We start from the raw sequence: 21,405 nt of genomic DNA, 5'->3' as shown, positions 1-21,405 counted from the left end.
CGCGGCAGGCATCCCTGCGGCAGTGGTCGGCGGGGTCGCCTGACGCCGCGAGTTCAGCGTCGCCGTAGGTCGCCGCGACCTCGGCCGTCGACTTCCTCATCCAGCCTCTCCCGTGGTGGAACGCGCGTGGCGCGTCGTCTACGGGTTGTAAGTACCCACACCCGGTGTCATGTAAACGAATCGAGGGCGGGTGCACGTCTGGGTTGCCGCCGTTTTGTGGACACCTGGTTAAGCGGCTTCCGTCGTTGGTGGCATCGCCTGCGTCCCGAACTGCACCGGGCTGATGTACCGGGGCTCGGCAAAGTCGTATTTCACGAGGTCAGTAGTAGTGTGATCGGTCGTCGCGGGCGTGATGTCGGAGCGCGGCGGCGACGTTGTCGGCGCCGGCGACGCGCAGCAGGCTGATGGCGGTGTCCCGCAGGCTCGCCATCACCTGTGATTCAGGCCAGTGCCCACGCAGCCACCCGGCGAGCTGCTCCGGTGGGGCGTCGGTCATCGGCAGCGAGCTGATCGCGTACACCGTCTCGTACCGGACCCGGCGGTGGATCCTGCCATGTCTGCGACGATCGGTGTCGGCACGCGTTGAACGAGGGTGCGCGACGCGCTATTAGAGACACTGCGGGGGATCGAGCATCCTACGCAATGATGACGCTTCAATATGTCATAATGTAGATTATCGGCGAAGCGGGGTGATTGCCGGTCGTCTCGTTTCGATCCTGGTGACACGGTCTCAACCGAGCCGACGTACTGCGAGCTCGAGTCGTCGGCGACGTGACGCGTTCGCGCGTGCTGTCTCAAGTCCTATGGGACAGTCGCATTCGGCATGCCGTGCAGCCGCGGCACCATGGGCTGCGCTGACTTCTACCGTTCGACGGTGCAATCCGCGCGGGTGCTCGGTCCTTCGTTGCACCGGCGACGCCGGGGGCGCTGGCCCGACTATTCGTCACTGTGACGTATGTAACCCGCTGCAGCCCCCCCAATCGGGTGTCGACATATCACCGGCAGCAATCGGGATCGAGCACCACGCACAGTGCGGAGAGGGCCTCCCTGCGGGCTTGGTGGTCCACGCTCATCCCCCGCCGCTCCGAGGTGATCAGCCCAGCGGATCTCAGTTGGGTCAGGTGATGGCTGACCGTCGACTCTCGCAGTCCAACCGTGTCGGCGAGCACCCCCGTCGTCAGTCCCATCTCCCGGGACGCGAGCATCAGCGACATCAGCTTCACCCGCACCGGATCCGCTAGAGCCTTGAGTCGCAGTGCCACCTCCAGTGCGGCGTCGTCGTCGACCGGCCCTGCCGCCACCGGCGCGCAGCACACGGGCGTCGACATGTCGATCACGGGAAGCGTCTTGGGCATGGACCCGATGCTACGCTCAGTGTTGACATATGTCGAAATGGTGGTGTATGACAATCACGTCGAAGGATTTCGATATACGTCACACCACTCGGAGGTCATCATGTCCCGTGTTCAGCTCGCACTCAACGTCGACGACCTCGAGGCGTCGATCACCTTCTACAGCAAGCTGTTCGGCACCGAGCCCATCAAGGTCGAGCCCGGCTACGCCGACTACGCGATCGCCGAACCCGCACTGAAGCTGGTGCTGCTGGAGAACCCCGGTCATGGCGGCTCGATCAACCATCTCGGCGTCGAGGTCGGCTCCAGCGAGGCCGTGCACGGCGAGATCGCCCGCCTCACCGGCGAGGGACTGTTCACCGAAGAGGAGATCGACACCACCTGCTGCTTCGCTACCCGGGACAAGATGTGGGTCACCGCCCCTGACGCCGAACGCTGGGAGGTCTACACCGTCCTCGCCGGCTCCGACACCGCCTGCGCCACATCCACCCCCGGCTTCGAGCTCACTTCCCCCGACGGCGTACCGTGCTGCGGCACCGCCGCCGAGACCCCGGCGCCCGGTGGCGACGCCCCAGCGGTGTGCTGCACCCGCGCCCCGCGCTGACCCCCGTCGGGGCGTCGCCTTGCGCACTGATTCGACAACTGTCAATATAGATGTATGTCGAATAGCTTGGGCGTGGAGGACGTCACGGTCCGCTGCTCGCCGCTGGTGCAGGCGCCGCTGACCGAGACGCAGTCCATCGACCTGGCGGCCGTGTTCAAGGCGCTCGCCGACCCGGTGCGGCTGCGGTTGCTGAGCCTGATCGCCAGCCACGCCGGCGGGGAGGCATGCGTCTGCGACATCGCCCCGGTGGTCGACGTCTCTCAGCCGACCGTCTCGCACCACCTCAAGGTGCTGCGCACCGCCGGGCTGCTGGAATCCGAGCGCCGGGCGTCGTGGGTGTTCTACCGCGTCGTCCCCGAGGCCCTCGATGCCCTCGCTGCCGCCCTGCACCCCGACAACGCTCTGCTCGATGTCGTCCCCCGGATGGAGACCGACAGGTGAGTACCACGCCCACCCCCGAGCACCCGGTCGTCGTCGGGAAACTCTCGACATTCGACCGGTTCCTGCCCGTCTGGATCGGCGTAGCGATGGCCTCCGGTCTGCTGCTCGGCCGGCTGATCCCGTGCTTGAACACTGCCCTGGAGAAGGTGCAGGTCGACGGCATCTCCCTACCGATCGCCCTCGGTCTGCTGATCATGATGTACCCGGTGCTTGCGAAGGTCCGCTACGACCGCCTCGACACCGTCATCGGCGACAGGCGCCTTCTGATCGGGTCTCTGATCCTCAACTGGCTGGTCGGCCCGCTGCTGATGTTCACCCTCGCCTGGCTGCTGCTACCCGATCTCCCGGAGTACCGGACCGGCCTGATCATCGTCGGGCTCGCCCGCTGCATCGCCATGGTGATCATCTGGAACGACCTCGCCTGTGGAGACCGGGAGGCCGCCGCGGTCCTCGTCGCGTTGAACTCGGTGTTCCAGGTGGTCATGTTCGCCGTCCTCGGCTGGTTCTACCTGTCGGTACTGCCCGGCTGGCTCGGGCTGGCGACCACCACCATCGCCACCTCCCCGTGGGAGATCGCCAAGTCGGTGTTGATCTTCCTCGGCATCCCGCTCGTCGCCGGATACCTGAGCCGCCGGTTCGGGGAGAAGACCAAAGGCCGCACCTGGTACGAGCAGAGGTTCCTGCCCCGGATCGGGCCGTGGGCCCTATACGGGCTGCTGTTCACCATCGTCATCCTGTTCGCGTTGCAGGGCCACCAGATCACCTCCCGCCCCCTGGATGTCGCCCGGATCGCCCTGCCGCTGCTCGTCTACTTCGCGGTCATGTGGTGCGGCGGCTACCTCTACGGACACCTGGTCGGGCTGGCTTACGAGCGCACCACGACCCTGGCGTTCACCGCCGCCGGCAACAACTTCGAGCTCGCCATCGCCGTTGCGATCGCCACCTACGGCGCCACCTCCGGCCAGGCACTTGCCGGTGTCGTCGGCCCGCTGATCGAGGTGCCGGTCCTGGTCGGCCTGGTGTACGTCTCCCTGGCCCTGCGCAAACGGTTCCACACCACCGCCGAAGTCCCCGCCGTGAGGCCTGAACCCGCCGAGACCCGCTGAAGGAGAACACCACCTATGACCGTCACCCCGTCCGTGCTGTTCGTCTGCGTCAAGAATGGCGGCAAGTCGCAGATGGCCGCCGGCCTGATGCGCAAGGCCGCCGGCCCCGCCGTCGAGGTCCACTCCGCCGGCACCGACCCGAAGCCCGGCGGCACAGTCGACCCGATGTCCGCGCAGACCCTGCTCGAGGTCGGTGTCGACCTCACCGGCGAGACCCCGAAGCCGATCGACCCCGCCCTGCTGGCCCGGGTGGACCTGGTGGTCACCCTCGGGCGGGAAGCCGTCGTCGACGTGCCCGCCGGCGTGGAGCTGGAGAACTGGGACACCGACGAACCCTCCGAACGGGGCATCGACGGCATCGAACGGATGCGGCTGGTCCGCGACGACATCGCCGCCCGCGTCGACGACCTCACCCGCCGCCTCGCCGACCCAGATGCCACAGCCTGACCTCCCGCTGCGCTCGGGGTCCACTCCGACTACACGCGCCGCGGGTCGGCCGCCTGCTGCTTGTCGTCCTCATCGACTCCGCCGACCAGGCACAGATCTGGACCAACCGAACCGGGATCTTCCCGGACCACACTCGTCGAGGTCACTCGCTTACTCGTCCGCACGGGGGTGGCTCAACGCTGCCGACCGGGGTGGGTCGCCCAAGGCCGCCGGTCTCGGAGTGGTGGTTCATCCAGGCGCCGCGCCCAGGGACGGAGCCGGTAGGCCGACGTTGTCGATCTGTTGCGCGGACTGCCACGCGACAGGCGCACCGTCTTTATCGACCCACGAGTGTCCATGACATCGCGGGCACATCGGGATCGACAGGACGAGGCGCACAGTCAGCCGCGCCAGCCTGGTGGTGTTTCCGCAATCAGTGCAGTTCATGCGCATCATCCATCCACAGTATGAGGGGTCGTGCGGTATCGCCACTGCTCGCGGCGGCAGTGGAGTCGCGCATCGTGTCGCGGCTGAGGCGCAGACCGATTGATGACCGCATCAGGTGCCTGGGCTGCGCTGAGTGACGTGCCGGTGCGCCTGGTGCTGGTGAGATGTCGGTGGGGGCGAGCGATCGGGCTGCCGTTCGGGATGTGTAGTCGCACATAGGCTCCCGATAGGATCCGGCCGAAAAAATTCTCGGCAGAGGCTTGGCACTCGGACGGACCGAGTGCTAAATTCGGTTCTGCACAGTTGAGGTGTCGCCCGCCAGGGTGGCGGGAGGCCTGGAAGTAACAGGAGGTGTGTCACTGTGCTCCGGTTCGATCCATTCGCCGAATTCGACAACGTCGCTCGTGGTCTACTCACCGGCCAGCAGACCGGCTCGGCTCGCGCCCCGCGCTTCATGCCGATGGATCTCTACCAGGTCGACGACCACTACGTACTCACTGCAGATCTCCCCGGCGCCGATCCGGGTTCGATCGACGTCAGCGTCGACAGCGGCGTTTTGACCCTGTCCGCCCAACGTACGACCCCGGCGGACGATGGCGTGCGATGGCTTGCCAGCGAACGTTTCTCCGGGATCTATCGACGCCAACTGACTCTCGGAGACGGCATCGACGCCGCCGCGATCACCGCGGGCTACGACAACGGCGTGCTCACGGTCACGATCCCGCTCGCCGAGCGAGCCAAGCGCCGCCGGATCGAGATCGCCCACCACGGCGAGGAGCAGCAGCTGACGGTCGAATCCTCCAGCGGCTGAACAAATCCACCTCTGAGTCAGCACGCCGCCAAGCGGAGACCGGCAGAACGATCCGGCCAGGCCCGGGAGTCTCAGACGTCTGTCGAGGCTCCCGGGCCGAACCCTTGTCACAGGCCGATCCTGCCGCGTCAGTCGCAGCAGCCGCAGCCGCGACCGTCCCGGCTCGACGGTGCCGGATCGACGGCCAGGCGGGTCGCGCAGCAGGTGTCGCCTCTCCACGCGTTCGTGCCCTCCCTGACTGCGAGGCCCGCGATCACCAGCGCGGCGACCGGATCGGCCCAGGTCCAGCCCAACAGGAGGTTGAGCAGCAGGCCGACCAACAGCACCGCGGACAGGCAGGTGCACAGCAGGGTCTGCTTGGAATCGGCCACCGCTGACACCGAGCCCAGCTCTCCCCCTGCCCTGCGCTGCGCCCACGACAGCGCCGGCATGATCACCAGACTGGTTGCGGCCAAATAGATTCCGATCGCCGTGTGCCCGGCGGGCGTGGAGCCGAACAGTGACCAGACGGCGTCGACGGTGACGTACACGGCGAGCGCGAAGAAGGAGGACGCGATGATCCGCAGTGCAGTCCGCTCTCGTTCCTCGGGGACGGCTCCGGCGAACTGCCACGCGACTGCGGCCGCGGACGACACCTCAATGACCGAATCCAGACCGAAACCGATCAACGCGGCCGACGACACTCGGCTGCCTACCGCGAGCGCCAGCACCGCTTCGGCGATGTTGTAGGAGATGGTCGCCGCAACCAGCCACCGGATCCGGCGCGCCAGCACCGTCCGTCGCCTAGAGCCCAGAGTGGCCGGGCCGATCGCTGCCATCAGCAGCACCCGTCCGTCGCGGCGGCCGAACAGCACGCGGGGTCGACCGCAAGTACCAGTCCGAGCAGGTCGTCGAGGGCGCGCCCGATCCGCGGGTCGGCGAGCTCGTAACGGCTGCGGCGTCCCTCCGGGACCGCGACCACCAGGCCACACCCACGCAGGCAGGCGAGGTGATTGGACACGATCTGCCGTGACACCCCGATCCCGTCTGCCAGCTCCGACGGATATGCGGGGCCGCCGCGGAGGGCGAGCAGGATCCGGGTGCGGGTCGTGTCCGACAACGCGGAGCCGAACCGGGCCAGCGCGTCGGTCTGCAGTGCGGTGTCCACCCCACAATGGTACATTCCGACCTGTATTCAGGGAACGCTGTACTTGTGCGGCCAACGAGGATCGCGGTCTGTGGCGGAGCGGTCCGCGCGTCGGTAGACCTCAGCCGGCCATGATCTTCTGAAGGAACGGAGTGGAGTCGCGCATCGAGGCGATCACCGCGCCGCTGTGATCGGCCTTCGGGTACTCATGCAACTGCACGTCCACGCCGTTGGCCTTCATCGCCTTGGCCAATGCCTCGCTGCACTGCGGCGGGACGTCCGTGTCTTCGAGCCCGACCCCGAGGAACACCGGGCGGTCGTATCCGGAGGTGGGAGTACCCATGTACGCGGCCATCGCCTGCGGTAGACCCGGAACATCACCCAGCTTCTTGGCGAAGAACTCGGTCGGCTTGTAGCGGGCGAGCGCGTCGGTCAGTGGGTGCAGGCACATCGTCGCGGCCTCCTTCGCCGCCTGTTTGCCGACCGGGGTGAGTGCACTCGCCACATCGATCTGCGGATTCGCCTCGGAGAAGCCGGCGAGGATGTACGCGGCATAGGCGTTGGCGACCGGTGGGGTGACAGCGGGCAACGTGGTGTCGGGTCCGGCCTCGTCGATCATCGTCTCCAGGCCGTATGGGGTTCCGGTGGCGATCACGCCTCGGTAGTCGAGTCCGCTCCCTGCGCTGAATGCGGTGGCGTGCGCGGCCGAGTTCACGGCGGCTCCCCCACCCTGGGACTGGCCCACGATGGCCCACTTCTTGTTCAGTTCGGCCTGTAGCGCCGGCAACTTGTGCACCGCGACCACCGAGTCCACCACGTAGTGCGCCGTGGGGACGCTGTCGAGGTAGCTCATCAGACCCGGCGTGCCGAGCCCGGCGTAGTCGGTCGCGACGATCACGTAGCCGAGATCCAGCCAGTGCGAGAGGTATTCCTTATCGCGTTCGCTGCGCGGATTCGCCGACGGCGCGCAGTCGTCCCCCAGCCCGACGGTGCCGTGCGCCCACGCGATCACCGGCCACCCACCCGCCGGTGGTCGTCCCTTGGGTACGAAGACCGCGGCTGTGCTCACGGCCGGCGCGTCGTGCTGATTGGTCGTCGAGTACAGGATCCGGTAGGCCCGCCCGGCGCCCGGCACCGAGAGCGACGAGGCCAGGGGGGCGGACTGCACCAGCATGCCGCCCTCGGCCGGGACGCTGCCGCTGTAATGGGTGGCGTTCAGCGCCGACCAGTCGGGCGCGGCGGCCGCCGGCGCGACGGCGAGGACGGTTGCGGAGGCCACGACGACGCCGACGCGCATCGCGCGAGACTTTTTTACGCGAAGAGTCACGATGGCTGACTTTAGACTCGCGGCTCCGCCTGCGGGATCGGTTCCGGGTCGGCCCGCAGCCGCGTAGACGATTTGAAGCCCCGTCTCGCACAGGCGTAGAGTTCGACGTCGGTCGTACGTCCGACCTCGCCTGTGGCGTCATCCCCCGGATGTCTCGACGGTGAGGCGGCTTCCGCGCGTTCCGGCCCCGATGATGCGGCCACTCGAGTACATCCGTTACATCCGTCTGCCGGACACCCAGGAGACCGACATGCCCCGATTCCGCCTGCCCACGCCCGGCTCCGCGGTGTCTGGCGACCATCAGGTCACGGTGCTCGACGCGCTGCGATCGCCGCGCAGGCTCCGCACCGAGGTGTTCGCGGGCATGGTCGTCGGGCTCGCGCTGATCCCGGAGGCCATCTCGTTCTCGATCCTGGCCGGAGTCGACCCCCGGGTCGGGTTGTTCGCCGCGTTCACCATGGCCGTGTCCATCGCGATTCTGGGTGGCCGACCCGCGATGGTCTCCGGGGCCGCCGGCTCCACGGCCCTGGTCGTGGCGCCCGTGCTCCACGCGCACGGACTCGACTACCTGATCGCCACGGTCATCCTCGCCGGGGTGCTCCAAGTGGTCTTCGGTGTCCTCGGGGTAGCGAAGCTGATGCGGTTCGTCCCCCGGTCGGTGATGGTCGGCTTCGTCAACGCGCTGGCCATCCTCATCTTCCTCGCCCAGGTCCCGCACATGCTGCACGTGCCGTGGCCGGTGTACCCACTGATCGCCGTCGGCGTCTTCATCGTCTGGGGCCTGCCGAAACTGACCACCGCCGTCCCCGCTCCGCTGGTGGCGGTGATCCTGCTCAGCGCGTTCACCATCTTCAGCCACACGAAGGTCCCGACGGTCGGAGACGAGGGGAAGCTGCCGGACAGCCTTCCCGGTTTCGGCTTCCCGCACGTGCCGCTCACCGTTGACACCCTGAAGATCATCGCCCCCTACGCCCTGGCCATGGCACTGGTCGGCCTGCTCGAATCCCTGATGACCGCGAAGCTCGTCGACGACATCACCGACAGCCCTTCGAACAAGACCCGAGAGTCGTGGGGCCAGGGCGGCGCCAACATCATCACCGGCCTCTTCGGCGGCATGGGCGGCTGCGCGATGATCGGGCAGACCATGATCAACGTGAAGGTCTCCGGTGGGCGTACCCGGATCTCGACGTTCCTGGCCGGGATCTTCCTGCTGATCCTGGTGGTCGGGCTCAGCCATCTCCTCGGCGAGATCCCGATGGCCGCCCTGGTGGCGATCATGATCATGGTGTCCGCCGCCACCTTCGACTGGCACAGCATCCGTCCCGCCACGCTGCGCCGGATGCCTCGCAGCGAGACGCTCGTCATGGTGGTGACGGTGGCCGTCGTGGTAGTCACCAACGACCTGGCGATCGGCGTCGTGGTCGGCGTCCTGACCGCCATGGTCGCGTTCGCCCGCCGGGTGGCGCACTTCACGCGCGTCGTCCCCGCCGACGATCCCGGCACCGGGGTGCGCACGTATACCGTGCGCGGCGAGCTGTTCTTCGCCTCCAGCAACGATCTGGTCTATCAGTTCGACTACGCGGGCGACCCTGACCACATCGTCATCGATATGACGGAATCGCACATCTGGGACGCCTCCACCGTCGCCGCGCTCGACGCCGTGACCACCAAGTACGGGCGTAAGGGGAAGACGGTCGAGATCGTCGGCCTCAACCCCGCCAGCACCGATCGACACCATCGCCTGGCGGGTCACGTTCCGAGCAACTGACAGTCGCCGTCCCTCGGTAGGTTGGCCTGGTGAGCGCACCCATGAACACGGGAACCCGTCCCTTCATCCTGGTCGCGGCCTCCGACGCGAACCGCGACGTCCTGTACGAGGAGTTCGCGGCGCGGTACGGGCGTGACTACCAGCTTCGGGTGGTCCCCTCGGATGACGCCGTGGCAGCCACCGCGGCCATCATCGGCGGCGGCGACGAGCTCGCGTTGGCCGTCGCGGAACTGTACGGCGACCTCAGCGCGGCCGCCGCGGTGGTCGATGAGATCACCGAGCTGTGCACCACGTGCCGGCGGCTCGCGGTCTACGACTGGCGGGTCCTCGCGGAGGCCGCCGCGGTCAGCCGGGATCTGATCGCCGACTCCCGGATCGACTCGGTGCAGTTGATACCTCGCGGTCCGCGCGACGAGGAGTTCCACTCGGAGGTCTCGGGCCTGCTCTCCGACTGGGGCTGGACGGTGGCCGTACCCGAGGCGCCCGTCGCGAAGGTCGTCGCCGAGCCCAACGATCCTGCGGCGGCGGGCATCCGGGACTACCTGGAGCGGATGGGTATGCCGCACACGGTGTACTCCCCCGCCTCCGAGATCGGGCGACGCATCATCGCGTTGATCGCCGACGAACATCCCGACGGCGTACCGCTGCCGATCGTGAAGTCCACGATCGCGGGCGCACCGATAGCGGGTGCGACGGCCCGCGACGTCGCCCGTGCGCGGGTGAGCGGACAGCAGTCGCTGCACGACACCCCGTGCGACCTGGCCGTCATCGGCGCCGGGCCGGCGGGACTGGCCGCGGCGGTCTACGGGGCGTCCGAGGGCCTGACGACGACGGTGCTCGAGCAGGGCGCCGTCGGCGGCCAGGCCGGGACGAGCTCGATGATCCGCAACTATCTCGGTTTCCCGCGCGGCATCTCGGGGATGCGGCTCGCCCAGCGCGCCCGGTTGCAGGCGTCGCGGTTCGGTGCGGAGATCTTCAGCGGCCACCGGTGCACCGGCATCACGATCAACCCGTGCACCGACGGCAAGGCGTGGGACGGCCACACGATAGAGGTGGAGGAACAACGTTTCTCAGCCCGCGCCGTGATCGTTGCGACGGGTGTGAAGTATCGGCGGCTCGGCGTGGAACCGCTTGAGGAACTGGTCGGCCGCGGCGTCTTCTACGGCGCCGCGACCACCGCGGCTCGCGAGATGGCCGATCAGGACTGCTACGTGGTGGGCGGAGGGAATTCGGCCGGACAGGCGGCAATCCATCTCGCCCGATTCGCGAGATCGGTGTCCGTGGTGGTCCGGCGGGATTCGCTCGCCGCGACGATGAGCGAGTACTTGATCCGCGAGATCGAGGCGAACCCGCGTATCGAGGTGCTCACCTGTACGCGGGTGATCGACGGCGGTGGCAGGCAGAACCTGGAATGGCTCACCCTCGACACCGTCGGCGAGCTCCCCCGGACGGTGACCGCACGCGGGCTGTTCCTGCTGCTCGGCGCCGATCCACACTGCGCGTGGCTGCCCGCCGGGATCGAACTGGATCCGTGCGGGTTCGTCCTCACCGGGCCCGACCTGCCGGTGCGTGTCTGGCGCACTCCGGCGGAGCCGCCCGACGCCTTGGCCACGAGCATCCCGGGGGTGTTCGCGGTAGGCGACGTGCGGTCGGGGTCGATGAAGCGCGTCGCCTCGGCCAGCGGTGAGGGCGCCGCAGCGGTGTCGATGGTGCACGCCTACCTCGACAGCTTGCAAGGCGTCCGAGGGGACTCGAGGCCGAGCGCGCTGTAGCGTCGCGGCCCGTGCCGAACCGGCGTGGTTCATCACCGGTGCGGATATCCGGCGAGTTCGAGCCGCCGCCCGGCGTCAGTCTCCGTGCGAGCGGGACGCGGTGGCGGGGCGGTTGCGCGCAACCAACACCGGGCACGGCGAATGGTGGATCAGCATCCGGCTGACCGAGCCGAAGACCACCCCGGTCGCGTCGCCGTGGCCTCGGCTCCCCACCACGACGAGCTGCGCACCTCGAGCGTGCGTGAGAAGCGTGTCCGCCGCCTCGCCGGGCGTCATCACCCTGCGGACCGTTACGTCCGGGTACTTCTCCTGCCATCCGGCGAGCCGCTCCGCCAGGATCTCGCTGTGCTCGGCGTCGGCTGCGTCGTAGTCCTTCCCGGTCTGCGGGGCATACACCCGTGCGGTGGCAGTGGTGCGGTCGGTCCACGTATGCACCGCGGTGAGGGTGGTGGCCCGGCGCGAGGCCTCGTCGAACGCCCACCGGATCGCTGCGTCGCTGCCCTTGGTGCCGTCGATGCCCAGGACGACCGGGCCCGTCTGTGGCACCACGTCGTCCTCGCCCACACCGCGGATGACGGCGACCGGGCAGCTGTCGCTCGTCACGAGCGCCAACGCCACGGTCCCGAGCAGAATCGAGCTGAATCGTCCCCGGCCGGTGGCGCCCACAACCGTCAGCAGAGCATCGCGGCTCAGCGTGATGAGCCCCGCCGCCGGTGGTCCCGACTTCACGACCACCGACGTCGGCACCGCTGGGAACTGCTCTACCACCTGCTGTTCGGCCGCGGCGAGCGCGTTGCGCGCGTCCTCCTGCATGCGGCCGTACAGCTCCTCCGTGACACCGGCATACGGACTGTACTCGGTGCCGATGTCGATGACTGTGGCGAGCAACAGCGCGACGCCCCGGCTGTGTGCCTCGGCAGCGGCCCAGGTCACGGCGCGTGACGCCGCCGGCGAGCCGTCGACACCGGCAAGGATGAACGGGCGCATCGGGTGTTCGGTCATGAGGTTCTCCGCTCGTCGGTGGGGCCCGGTGGCTCCGTGTCAACGGTATGCGCGGACACCCTGTCGCCGCGCCTGCCGAAAGTCCCCTCTCGACGGGGGATTCGGTAACCAGGCGCCGCCACGGCGCTACGGACGGCCGGCGTCGCCGTGGCCCAACCGCGCGGCGAGCACCGCAGCCTGGGTCCGTCGCTGCAGGTCGAGCTTAGCCAGCAGCCGGGACACGTAGTTCTTGACGGTCTTCTCCGCCAGGCACATCCGTTCGGCGATCTGCCGGTTGGTCAGGCCCTCGCCGATCAGCCCGAGCAGCGTCCGCTCCTGGTCGGTCAGGTCGTCGAGCGGCGAGCGCGGCGCCGGCGCCCGCAGACGACGCATGAGTGCGGCGGCGGCGCGGGTGTCGAGGAGTGAACCGCCGGTGCCTACGGTGCGCACGGCGGCGATCAATTCGAGGCCGCGGATGTCCTTGATCACGTAGCCGCCGGCTCCGGCGACGATCGCGTCGAGCATCGCCTGCTCGTCCGTGAACGATGTCAGCATCAGGCAGTTCAGTTCGGGCATCGCCGATCGCAGGTCCCTGCACAGTTCGACACCGTTGCCGTCGGGGAGGCGGACATCGAGCACCGCTATGTCGGGTCGCACCAAGGGAATTCGGACGAGTGCCTCCGCGACGGTGCCCGCCTGCCCCACCACCGTCAGGTCGTCCTCCTCCTCGAGGAGATCGGCGACTCCGCGGCGCACCACCTCGTGGTCGTCGACGAGGAACACAGCGATCATCGCGAACTCCCTTCCACTCTCGGAGGATCAAGTGTTGCACCGCCGGCGCCCACTCATCGACCGGCTATGTCAGTCGTGGTTGCGCGCCACCAGAACGGGGCACCGCGCGTGGTGGATGAGCGCGCGGCTGACCGACCCGAAGAACACGCCGGTCACGTCGCCGTGGCCGCGGCTGCCGACCACCACGAGCTGGGCGCCGGCGGTGTGGTCGAGCAGGGCCTCGGCGGCCCGGCCGGGTCGAAGTACGGGCCGCACCGGCACGTCCGGGTACTTCTCTCGCCATCCCACGAGGCGCTCGGCGAACACCGCCTGCTCCTCGATCGCCTCGGCCTGCCAGTCGATTCCGCTCGCGAGGGCGAGCGACTGCGAATACGCGTCCGGATACGCGGTCCATGCGTGCACGGCGGTGAGTGTCGCTCCGCGCCGGGATGCCTCGTCGAACGCCCACGCGATCGCGGCCTCGCTGGAACCTCCGGCATCCACGCCGACGACGACGGGGCCGGTGCGCGGCACGACGTCGTGCTCGCCCCCGCGGATCACCGCGACCGGGCTGTGGCCGTTGGTGACCAGCGCCATCGCGACGGTGCCGAGGATCGTGGCGCTGAAGCCGCCGATCCCGTTGGCGCCCAAGACCGTCAGGTAGGCGTCGCGGCTGAGGTGGATCAGTTCTGCGGCCGGCGAACCGGTCCACTGAACGGTGGTCGTGGTCACGGACGGGTAGTGCTTCGAGACGCGTTCCTCAGCGGCGGACAGCGCCGCACCGTCAGCGGCGTCGATCTGCGCGAGCGAGTTGTCCGATGCGCCGAGGAGCGGACCGTAGGCACCGCCGTCCGCGACGCCGACCAGCAGCAGCGGCATGGACCGCCGGTACGCCTCGGCCGCAGCCCAGGTCACCGCCTTCAGCGCGGCCGCAGAACCGTCGACACCGACGAGGACGTGCGGATCTGTCATGAGCTGTCTCCGATCGTCGAGACGGGTCCGGTCCCGTCTGCTGAGTCGACGATAGGAGCGCCGCTGCGGTCGCCGCGACTGCCGAAGGTCACCGATTCCAGGCGCCCGAGGCGACGATCAGGCCCCTCGGCTCAGGGACGAAAGTCCCACGGGACGATGAGATCCGGCCCTACCGGCAATCCGGGAAGCCGGCTCAGCGCAGCGCCTCCTCGATCACTGCGGATGCGCTGCGACGAGCCTGATCGAGGGCGGTCGTCAGCTCCAGCGCGCGGTAGTCATCGGAGATGATCTCGACGCCCCACGGGCCGCGCCAGCCGATCGCGGTCAGTGCCTGGACGAGTCCGATGAGGTCGAAACTGCCCTGTCCGCACAGCAACCGGTGGTCCCGCGTGTCCTCGAAGAGCGTCCCGACGACGGCCTCGGCGGCATCATCGAGCTCGACCCCGAACAGGATGTCTGCGCTCAAGGATGCGCGGAGGTCGGCGATCGACGTGCCGGCGCGGAAGACGTGCCAGCTGTCGACGAGGATGCCGCAGTTGGCGCGGTCGACGGCGCGTACCAGATCGGCGCCCATCGGCACGCTCGAGACCATCGAGAACGGCATGGCCTCCAGCGCGAGCCGTACCCCCAGGTCGGCCGCCTCGTCGGCGAGGTCGCGCAAGGGGGCGACCAACGGGTCGATCGAGTCGAGCGCGTTGCCGAATGCCGTGCCGATCTTGATGTGTCCCGCGTCCAACCGACTCGCGGCCTCGAACAGCAGCTTGCGTACATCGTCGGAGGCCGCCCGCTTCTCCCCCGTCTCCCACCAGTCGGTGAGCAACTCGACCTCGACGTAGCGGAGCCCGGCGTCGGTGATCGCCTCGCGCAGCGGCTCGAAGCCGATACCGTCGCGCGCCACGCGCAGGTCGTCCTGTGCGAGCCCGATCCCGGCCCACCCGGTGTCGGTGATCGCCTGGATTCGTTCGCCGATGGCTATCGGACTCACCTCGCTCGGCATGAGCGGCTTGACATCGCCCGCGCTCGTCCAGCAGGTGGCGAGCAGTTCGATCGGTCCCGTGGTCATCGGTCGGTCGTCCTTCGAGGTAGTGGGAGGTTGCGTGACTCAGGCCTGCGCGACGCCGACCGTCTTACCGGTGGTCGCGGACTCGGCTGCGGCGTCGGCGAGTATCAGGGCCGCGACACCGTCGTCGAATCCCGGAGAGCACGGCTCCCCGGTCCGGATCGCTCGGGCGAACGCATCGAGCTCGGCGCGGTAGGCCGCGGCGTACCGCTCGAGGAAGAACGGCAGGAACGGCCCCGACTGCTCGGTGCCGGCGGCGTCGTACCGGCGCACCGTGGTGGCGGTGACGTTGCCGGCGGACAGCATGCCGGTGGCGCCGAACGCCTCGAGCCGCTGATCGTATCCGAACGCGCAGTGCCGCGAGTTCGTGATGGTCACGATCTGCCCGTCACGACCGCGGAGGGTGACGGTGGCGGAGTCGAAGTCGTCGAGTTCCCTGATGTCGTCGCTGAAGACGTTGGCACCGACCGCTGTGACCTCGATGATGTCCGGGACGAAGAACCGTGCGATGTCGAGGTCGTGGATGGTCATGTCGCGGAAGATCCCGCCGGAGGCGGCGATGTAGTCGCGGGGCGCCGGCGCGGGGTCGCGGCTGGTGATGATCAGCTGCTCGAGGGCTCCGATCTCCCCGTCTGCGACCTGCCGGCGGACCGATGCGAAGCTCGGGTCGAAGCGCCGGTTGAATCCGAGCATGATCGGCACGGAGTGCGCCGCGATCTGCTCGCGACACGCGAGCACGGTGTCGATGTCGAGGTCGATCGGCTTCTCGCACAGCACGGCCAGCCCGTGTGCGGCGGCGCGGGACATCAGGTCGACGTGGGTGGGCGTGGGAGAGGCGACGATGACGCCGTCGAGGTCCGGCTCGCCGAAGACCTCCTCGGGGTCGGCGACGGCGCGCCCGCCCACCTTGGCTGCCAGCGCCTGTGCGCCGTCGATGAAGGGATCCGCGATCATCACCAGCTCGATGTCGGGGTTCTCGGCGATGCTCCGGGCGTGGACCTGGCCGATCCGGCCGGATCCGAAGAGTGCGAGGCGCAGCTTGTCGTTGGACACGGTTTTCCTTGTGGTTGTGGGCTTCTCGCTCGGACGGAGGAAGGTCAGTCGGTGCTGGACGGTGCCAGCGTGATCTCGGCGCCGCGAGCCTGCTCCGAGCGGTAGCAGGCGTCCACGATCCGCGCCACGGTCAGTGCGTCGGCCACGGGCGACACGATCGGGGCACCGGTACGGATGCTCTCGATCCAGCCGCGCATCTCGGGGCGGAAGTTGCTGATGTTCTCGAGCTCCGGGAGCTCGGAGAACCGGTTGGACTCGGTGCGCGCAAAGGGCGGGGTGAAGTGGCTCTGTGTCCACTCGGTCCAGCCGGCCGCGAAGCCCGCGCGCGGGCCGTCGACGTACACGCGCAGCCGCTGCGGCAGGATGCCGAGCTCGATCAAGCCATGGGTGCCGTACACGGTGATGCCGGAGCTCTCGAACCATTCCAGGTGGTCGTGGCCGTCGAAGCTGAACGTCATCGACAGGTCCGGGTAGTTCAGCAGTACCGCCGCCGAGTCCTCGCGGCTCTTCTCGTCGGACAGGCGGGGCGACTTGTGTACCCGGGCGTTCACCGACTCGGGCGCGCCGAACACGCGTACCAGCGTGTCGAGCATGTGGCATCCGAGGATCCACAGCACGCCGCCCATATCGGCGGGCTGGTTCAGGTGGGCGGTCAGGTGCTCGCCGACGAGGGCGGCCCCGCGTGCCGACACAGTCACCACCTCGCCGATGGCGCCCGCGTCGAGCAGCTCCTTCGCGCGCCCGACCGATTCGGCGAGGCGGACGTTGTAGCCGACCTGGACCACCAGCCCGTCCGCGTTCAGCTCGGCCTCGCGCAGCTTCGACAGGTCGTCGACGGTGCCGCCACCGGGCTTCTCGACCACTACGGACTTCCCCGCCGCGAGGGCCCGCAGCGCGTGCGGCACCATGTCGCGGCTCTTCGAGTGGACCATCACCGCGTTGATGTCGGGGTCTCCGAGCACCTCGTCGATGGTGCGCGCCTCGATCTCGTACTTGTCGGTGAAGTACTGCAGGCGCGGGTCGTCGTCGGCGGCGGCGACCACCTCGACACCGTCGATCTCCCGGAGTGCGCGCACTCGCGCGGACGCGTGCGGGTGGGTGATCCCGAGTAGTCCCACACGGATCTTTTCGGACACCATCGTCTCCTGTCGTTCGAGTTCTTTGAGGTTGCGACCCTGCTCTGCGGGAGGCCGTGGACGTCGCGGGGGCGGGAGTGGCAACCACCCGCCCTGCAAACTATCACTGAGTGGACAGTCAGTCCAAGTGTGACATGGGGTGCTCACCTGGTCAAGATGTCGTCCGGCTCATGGTGGCGGTGCAGCGCTCCGGCGCCCGCGGCCGAATTCTGCGGCTCGTCCCAGCCCAGGTACGACGAGAGGTCGCGCGCTCCCTGTCGCACGAGCTCGCGTACCGTCGGGCCACCGTCCTCGCTCTCGCCCAGCACGCCGTCGCGGAGCCCGCTGACGGACAGAGACGCCGCCACCCGCCCGTAGTGGTCGAAGATCGGGGCCCCGATCGCGGCGATGCCGGGCGTGACGTTGTTGTCGCTGATGACCAGCCCTGCCGCGCGGATCTCCTCGAGTTGCGTATACAGCTCGGAACGGGAGCCGACGTCGCGGAGGAGATCCTCGCTGCCCGCGACCATCGATGCGTACTCCTCCCAGTGCTCCCGGTCCTCGAACGCCAGTAGGGCCCGGGGTGCCGCGCCGATGTGGAGCGGTAGGGAACGACCGAGCCGCAGCACTCGACTGTTCACGCGCACGCCGTCGATGCGTTCGATACACACCGCGCGGGTGCCGTGCCGGACACAGAGGAACGTGGTCTCACCGGTCGCGGCGTGGATCCGTTCCAGGATCGGTTGCGCGGCCCGGCGGATGTCCAGCCTGCGCGTGGCGTCCGCCGCCAGGGTCAACAGTCTTCCTCCGACGCGGTAGGCGCCGCGGGGGGAGATCTGTTCGACCCAGCCGATCTCGGTAAGCGTCGCGAGCATGCGGTAGACCGAGCTGACGGGCTCGTCGGTCAGTTCTGTCAATCGGGCGGAGGTCGCGATGCGCTCCTCCGCCAGGGCGTTCATCAGGGCGCCGGCCTTCAGGATCAGTGCCGGCGCAGGAGCGCTGGTCCGCGCGGCCGGCTCCGGCCGGCGGGCGGCAGCCTGTCCGGTACTGCGCGGGCGGGACATCGACTCGCCGAGGGCGCGCGCTGCCACCGTGAGCGACTGGGCGGCGGATTCCGCCTGCGGCAGGACGCTCGCACGTAGGCCGGCGACCGCGATCACGCCGACCACATCGCCGTCGTCACGACGTACCGGGACGGCGACGGAGGCGATCCCCTGCGTGACCTCGCCGTCGTCGACGCTCCACTCGCGGCCGGTGGGCAGGGTGAGGGCGTGCGCAGCCGCTCCGGCGTCCGGCGGCAGGATGCGGCCGGGTCCGAGGTCGAGCATGTCGACCACCGCGCCCGCGACCTGGCCGAGGCACAGCAGCCCGCCCTCGCCCGGCACGCAGAAGTAGGCGGTCATCCCCACGTGCTCGCGCACCCAGTGCAATTGCGCGTGCATCTCGCGACGATCGACGAACGCCTCGATCGCGGCGTCCCCCCAGCGCAGCAGCCCGACGGCGAGTTCCAATCGGCCGGCCCCGGCGGCACGTACCAGCTCGAGCTCCTCGAGGGCTGAGCCGATGCGGTACACGGTGGGTCGCGGCTCCGCGACCGCCTTGGCCAGTTCGGCCGGCGTCGACGGTCCCGACCGGGCCAATTCGTCCACCACCTGGCCGGCCTTGGTGAGTAACTGAATCGAACTCACAGCGTCCGTCCCTCATCTCTTCGCGTACCCGGCGCCGACGGCGCCGCCCCACCCCGATGCCGCGTGCGTAATCTCCATCACACTTCTACCAGACTTTGTGTTACGGTGCGTACATCACGTCCATTCTATGAGAGTAATCGGTCTTCGGCTTCGATGCTCGTGACGACGTTCCAACCGGGCCGGTCCGGTGCCGGCTCGAACTCGGGGCATGGGCGGTGCCGTCTCGCCCGACAACCTTGGCCAGGAGGGTCAGAAACTGATGATGAACGAGTTCGTGTACGAATCCCTGCCGATGAGAGTGCGATTCGGTAGCGGCACGCTCGCGCTGCTGCCCGACGAGCTCGATCAGCTCAGCCTGAAGCGGGTTCTCGTGCTGTGCTCCCCCGGCCAGGAGAACGTGGGTGAACTCGTCGCCCTGGTGCTGGGTGACCGGTGCGCGGACGTGCGTGCCGACGCCGTCATGCACGTCCCGGCGGAGATCGCCGAGCGCGCGGCCGGTGTCGCGGCGGAGCTGCACGCCGACGGTTGCGTGACGGTGGGCGGCGGTTCGGCGATCGGGCTCGGCAAGGCCATCGCGCTCGAGCACGGCCTGCCGATCGTCGCAGTGCCCACCACCTACGCCGGGTCCGAGATGACGCCCGTGTGGGGCGTGACCACCGACGGACGGAAGGAGACGGGACGGGATTCGAGGGTCCTGCCACGCAGCGTGGTGTACGACCCCGAGCTGACTGCGACGCTGCCCGTGGGCATGTCGGTGACCAGCGGAATCAACGCGATCGCGCACGCGGTGGAGGGGTTGTATGCGCCCGACGCGACGCCGATCGTATCCCTGATGGCCGAGGAGGGCGCGCGAGCCTTGGCGACGGCGCTGCCCGCGATCGTCGCCGACCCCACCGCTCCCGCTGCCCGCAGCGACGCGCTCTACGGCGCATGGTTGTGCGGCGCGACCCTGGGCGCCACCACGATGTCGCTGCATCACAAGCTCTGTCACGCACTCGGCGGCACGCTCAACCTTCCGCACGCCGAAACCCACACCGTCATCCTTCCGCATGCCCTCGCGTTCAACGAGCCGTACGCACCCATCGCCGTCGCCGCTCTGTCGCGCGCTCTCCCCGGCGACGGCGATCCTGCCACCCGCCTGGCGCGACTGGCACGCGACCTCGGCGCCCCGACCTCACTGGCACGCCTCGGCATGCAGGAGACGGACATCGACCGGATCGTCGATGAGGTCACCAGCAGGCCGTACGCGAACCCGCGGCCCGTGACCGCAGACGCCGTCCGCAGCCTGCTCCACAACGCCTGGGCCGGTCGCGAGCCCGTCTCACCCGCCTGACCCCCGGGCCCAGCCACAACCCCAGCCCGCGTTCCACCGACACGATCGAGATCACCCATGACCGAGACCTCCTCCGCCCAGACCGCAGCCGCCCGAACCGCCGTACCAGCCGACCCACCCCCGGTATCCGCCGAGCAGGCGGCTGTCGAGGAGCGTCTGACCCGCGTCGTGATGGCCTCCTTCACCGACTGCCCGAACCCGCGGCTCACCTACCTGATCCAGGCGCTGGTGCGTCACCTGCACGCCCTGATCCGCGAGGTCCGCCTCACGGAGTCCGAGTGGAACGCGGCGATCGAGTTCCTCACCGAGGTGGGACACATCACCGACGACCGCCGCCAGGAGTTCATCCTGCTGTCGGATGTTCTCGGCGCGTCGATGCAGACGATCAACGTCAACAACGAGGCGTACGGAGACGCCACCGAAGCGACGGTGTTCGGCCCGTTCTTCGTCGAGGACGCCCCCCGGATCGACAACGGCGGCGACATCGCCGGCGGCGCCGCCGGCCAGCCGTGCTGGGTCGAGGGCACGGTGCGCGACACCGGCGGCCACCCGGTCCCCGGCGCCCGCATCGAGGTGTGGGAGGCCGACGAGGACGGCTTCTACGACGTCCAGTACAGCGACGAGCGGGTCAGCGGCCGCGCTCACCTGTTCAGCGACGATAATGGGGCTTTTCGGTTCTGGGGGCTTACACCCACTCCCTATCCCATCCCGCACGACGGCCCGGTCGGCCGGTTACTTGTGGCGACGGGTCGATCTCCGATGCGCGCGTCGCACCTGCACTTCATGGTCTCGGCGCCCGGTCTCCGCACCCTCGTGACGCACATCTTCGTCCGCGGCGACGAGTTGCTGTCCAGCGACACCGTGTTCGGTGTCAAGGACTCGCTGGTCAAGGACTTCGTCGAGCAGCCCGCTGGAGCGCCGACGCCGGATGGGCGGGACCTCGGCGCGCGGACCTGGTCCCGCGCGCGATTCGACATCGTGCTGGCTCCCGCGCGCGCCTGATCCCTTCCCTTCCTTCTCCCTTCCTTCCGCGCACCGCGCCTTGCGGGTACCGACCGCCGCGGAACCTAGTCGTCAAGCCGAATCACCTTGCCCTCGTGGGCAGAAACAGGAGAGTTCAATGTCGAACGCACTACCTTCGAGGCCTTCGAGACCGATGGCGTTGCCACCGTTGCGGTCGGGGCCGCAGCAGCAGCGGATGAATGTGGTGGCTGTGGTGGCCACGTTCGGTGGGTTGTTGTTCGGTTATGAC

At 68.7% G+C, this 21,405-nt stretch carries 21 protein-coding genes; 9 read left to right on the top strand and 12 right to left on the bottom strand.

What is annotated here, in order from left to right:
- Window positions 1-319 precede the first annotated feature (319 nt).
- Window positions 320-520 (bottom strand): hypothetical protein, encoded by a 201-nt coding sequence (locus tag ABD908_RS16870; RefSeq protein WP_344998012.1) that lies wholly within the window; start codon window positions 518-520, stop codon window positions 320-322.
- A gap of 475 nt (window positions 521-995) precedes the next feature.
- Window positions 996-1,355 (bottom strand): Rv2640c family ArsR-like transcriptional regulator, encoded by a 360-nt coding sequence (locus tag ABD908_RS16865; protein WP_344998010.1) that lies wholly within the window; start codon window positions 1,353-1,355, stop codon window positions 996-998.
- Window positions 1,356-1,455: 100 nt separating this feature from the next.
- Here ABD908_RS16865 and ABD908_RS16860 point away from each other — a divergent pair, with 100 nt between their 5' ends.
- From ABD908_RS16860 to ABD908_RS16840, 5 genes are all read left to right on the top strand, one after another.
- The gene (locus tag ABD908_RS16860) at window positions 1,456-1,956 is read left to right on the top strand and encodes an ArsI/CadI family heavy metal resistance metalloenzyme (protein ID WP_344998009.1); all 501 of its coding nucleotides are present in this window, start codon (window positions 1,456-1,458) and stop codon (window positions 1,954-1,956) included.
- 54 nt (window positions 1,957-2,010) lie between these two features.
- A complete protein-coding gene (locus ABD908_RS16855; RefSeq protein WP_344998008.1) occupies window positions 2,011-2,397 on the top strand; it encodes a metalloregulator ArsR/SmtB family transcription factor in 387 nt (128 codons plus the stop codon).
- The gene (gene arsB / locus ABD908_RS16850; RefSeq protein WP_344998007.1) at window positions 2,394-3,503 is read left to right on the top strand and encodes an ACR3 family arsenite efflux transporter; all 1,110 of its coding nucleotides are present in this window, start codon (window positions 2,394-2,396) and stop codon (window positions 3,501-3,503) included. The genes ABD908_RS16855 and arsB overlap by 4 nt, the downstream gene beginning before the upstream one ends.
- A 15-nt stretch (window positions 3,504-3,518) precedes the next feature.
- A complete protein-coding gene (locus ABD908_RS16845; RefSeq protein ID WP_344998006.1) occupies window positions 3,519-3,950 on the top strand; it encodes an arsenate-mycothiol transferase ArsC in 432 nt (143 codons plus the stop codon).
- Between the two features lie 787 nt (window positions 3,951-4,737).
- On the top strand, window positions 4,738-5,187 hold the full coding sequence (locus tag ABD908_RS16840; protein ID WP_344998005.1) for an Hsp20/alpha crystallin family protein: 450 nt from the start codon (window positions 4,738-4,740) through the stop codon (window positions 5,185-5,187).
- 128 nt (window positions 5,188-5,315) lie between these two features.
- On the opposite strand, the gene ABD908_RS16835 is transcribed toward ABD908_RS16840, so the two are convergent.
- From ABD908_RS16835 to ABD908_RS16825, 3 genes are all read right to left on the bottom strand, one after another.
- Complete coding sequence (locus tag ABD908_RS16835; RefSeq protein WP_344998004.1) at window positions 5,316-6,005, bottom strand: cation efflux transmembrane domain-containing protein; 690 nt, start codon at window positions 6,003-6,005, stop codon at window positions 5,316-5,318.
- Window positions 6,005-6,349 (bottom strand): ArsR/SmtB family transcription factor, encoded by a 345-nt coding sequence (locus tag ABD908_RS16830; RefSeq protein WP_385920712.1) that lies wholly within the window; start codon window positions 6,347-6,349, stop codon window positions 6,005-6,007. The genes ABD908_RS16835 and ABD908_RS16830 overlap by 1 nt, the downstream gene beginning before the upstream one ends.
- 85 nt (window positions 6,350-6,434) lie before the next feature.
- Window positions 6,435-7,610 carry an alpha/beta hydrolase family protein gene (locus ABD908_RS16825; protein ID WP_344998038.1) on the bottom strand — a complete coding sequence of 392 codons (1,176 nt, stop codon included), beginning with the start codon at window positions 7,608-7,610 and terminating at the stop codon, window positions 6,435-6,437.
- Window positions 7,611-7,890: 280 nt separating this feature from the next.
- Here ABD908_RS16825 and ABD908_RS16820 point away from each other — a divergent pair, with 280 nt between their 5' ends.
- Window positions 7,891-9,408 carry a SulP family inorganic anion transporter gene (locus tag ABD908_RS16820; protein ID WP_344998000.1) on the top strand — a complete coding sequence of 506 codons (1,518 nt, stop codon included), beginning with the start codon at window positions 7,891-7,893 and terminating at the stop codon, window positions 9,406-9,408.
- 29 nt (window positions 9,409-9,437) lie between these two features.
- The gene (locus tag ABD908_RS16815; protein ID WP_344997998.1) at window positions 9,438-11,180 is read left to right on the top strand and encodes an NAD(P)/FAD-dependent oxidoreductase; all 1,743 of its coding nucleotides are present in this window, start codon (window positions 9,438-9,440) and stop codon (window positions 11,178-11,180) included.
- A gap of 75 nt (window positions 11,181-11,255) precedes the next feature.
- Here the strand turns inward: ABD908_RS16815 and ABD908_RS16810 are convergent, their stop codons facing one another.
- The 7 genes from ABD908_RS16810 to ABD908_RS16780 form a co-directional block, all read right to left on the bottom strand.
- Window positions 11,256-12,182, bottom strand: a complete 927-nt coding sequence (locus ABD908_RS16810; RefSeq protein ID WP_344997996.1) for a universal stress protein — start codon at window positions 12,180-12,182, stop codon at window positions 11,256-11,258.
- Window positions 12,183-12,308: 126 nt separating this feature from the next.
- Window positions 12,309-12,953 carry a response regulator gene (locus ABD908_RS16805; RefSeq protein WP_344997994.1) on the bottom strand — a complete coding sequence of 215 codons (645 nt, stop codon included), beginning with the start codon at window positions 12,951-12,953 and terminating at the stop codon, window positions 12,309-12,311.
- Between the two features lie 69 nt (window positions 12,954-13,022).
- Window positions 13,023-13,904, bottom strand: coding sequence for a universal stress protein (locus tag ABD908_RS16800; protein ID WP_344997992.1), 882 nt, complete (start codon window positions 13,902-13,904; stop codon window positions 13,023-13,025).
- Window positions 13,905-14,097: 193 nt separating this feature from the next.
- Window positions 14,098-14,967 carry a sugar phosphate isomerase/epimerase family protein gene (locus ABD908_RS16795; protein WP_344997990.1) on the bottom strand — a complete coding sequence of 290 codons (870 nt, stop codon included), beginning with the start codon at window positions 14,965-14,967 and terminating at the stop codon, window positions 14,098-14,100.
- A 39-nt stretch (window positions 14,968-15,006) separates the two neighbouring features.
- Window positions 15,007-16,017 carry an inositol 2-dehydrogenase gene (iolG, locus tag ABD908_RS16790; RefSeq protein WP_344997988.1) on the bottom strand — a complete coding sequence of 337 codons (1,011 nt, stop codon included), beginning with the start codon at window positions 16,015-16,017 and terminating at the stop codon, window positions 15,007-15,009.
- Between the two features lie 44 nt (window positions 16,018-16,061).
- Window positions 16,062-17,156 (bottom strand): Gfo/Idh/MocA family protein, encoded by a 1,095-nt coding sequence (locus ABD908_RS16785; RefSeq protein WP_344997986.1) that lies wholly within the window; start codon window positions 17,154-17,156, stop codon window positions 16,062-16,064.
- 140 nt (window positions 17,157-17,296) lie between these two features.
- Window positions 17,297-18,820, bottom strand: a complete 1,524-nt coding sequence (locus ABD908_RS16780) for an IclR family transcriptional regulator domain-containing protein (RefSeq protein ID WP_344997984.1) — start codon at window positions 18,818-18,820, stop codon at window positions 17,297-17,299.
- Window positions 18,821-19,079: 259 nt separating this feature from the next.
- Here ABD908_RS16780 and ABD908_RS16775 point away from each other — a divergent pair, with 259 nt between their 5' ends.
- Both ABD908_RS16775 and ABD908_RS16770 read left to right on the top strand, forming a co-directional pair.
- Window positions 19,080-20,153: a maleylacetate reductase gene (locus tag ABD908_RS16775; protein WP_425584392.1), complete on the top strand. Its 1,074-nt coding sequence runs from the start codon at window positions 19,080-19,082 to the stop codon at window positions 20,151-20,153.
- A gap of 57 nt (window positions 20,154-20,210) precedes the next feature.
- Entirely contained in the window at window positions 20,211-21,155 is a 945-nt protein-coding gene (locus tag ABD908_RS16770; RefSeq protein WP_344997982.1) for a dioxygenase family protein, read from the top strand.
- Window positions 21,156-21,405: the final 250 nt, after the last annotated feature.

This window comes from Tsukamurella soli, from assembly GCF_039541155.1.
GTDB lineage: Bacteria > Actinomycetota > Actinomycetes > Mycobacteriales > Mycobacteriaceae > Tsukamurella > Tsukamurella soli.
The sequence above is the reverse complement of the archived record's forward strand: the minus strand, read 5'-3'. Positions and strand labels throughout refer to the sequence as shown.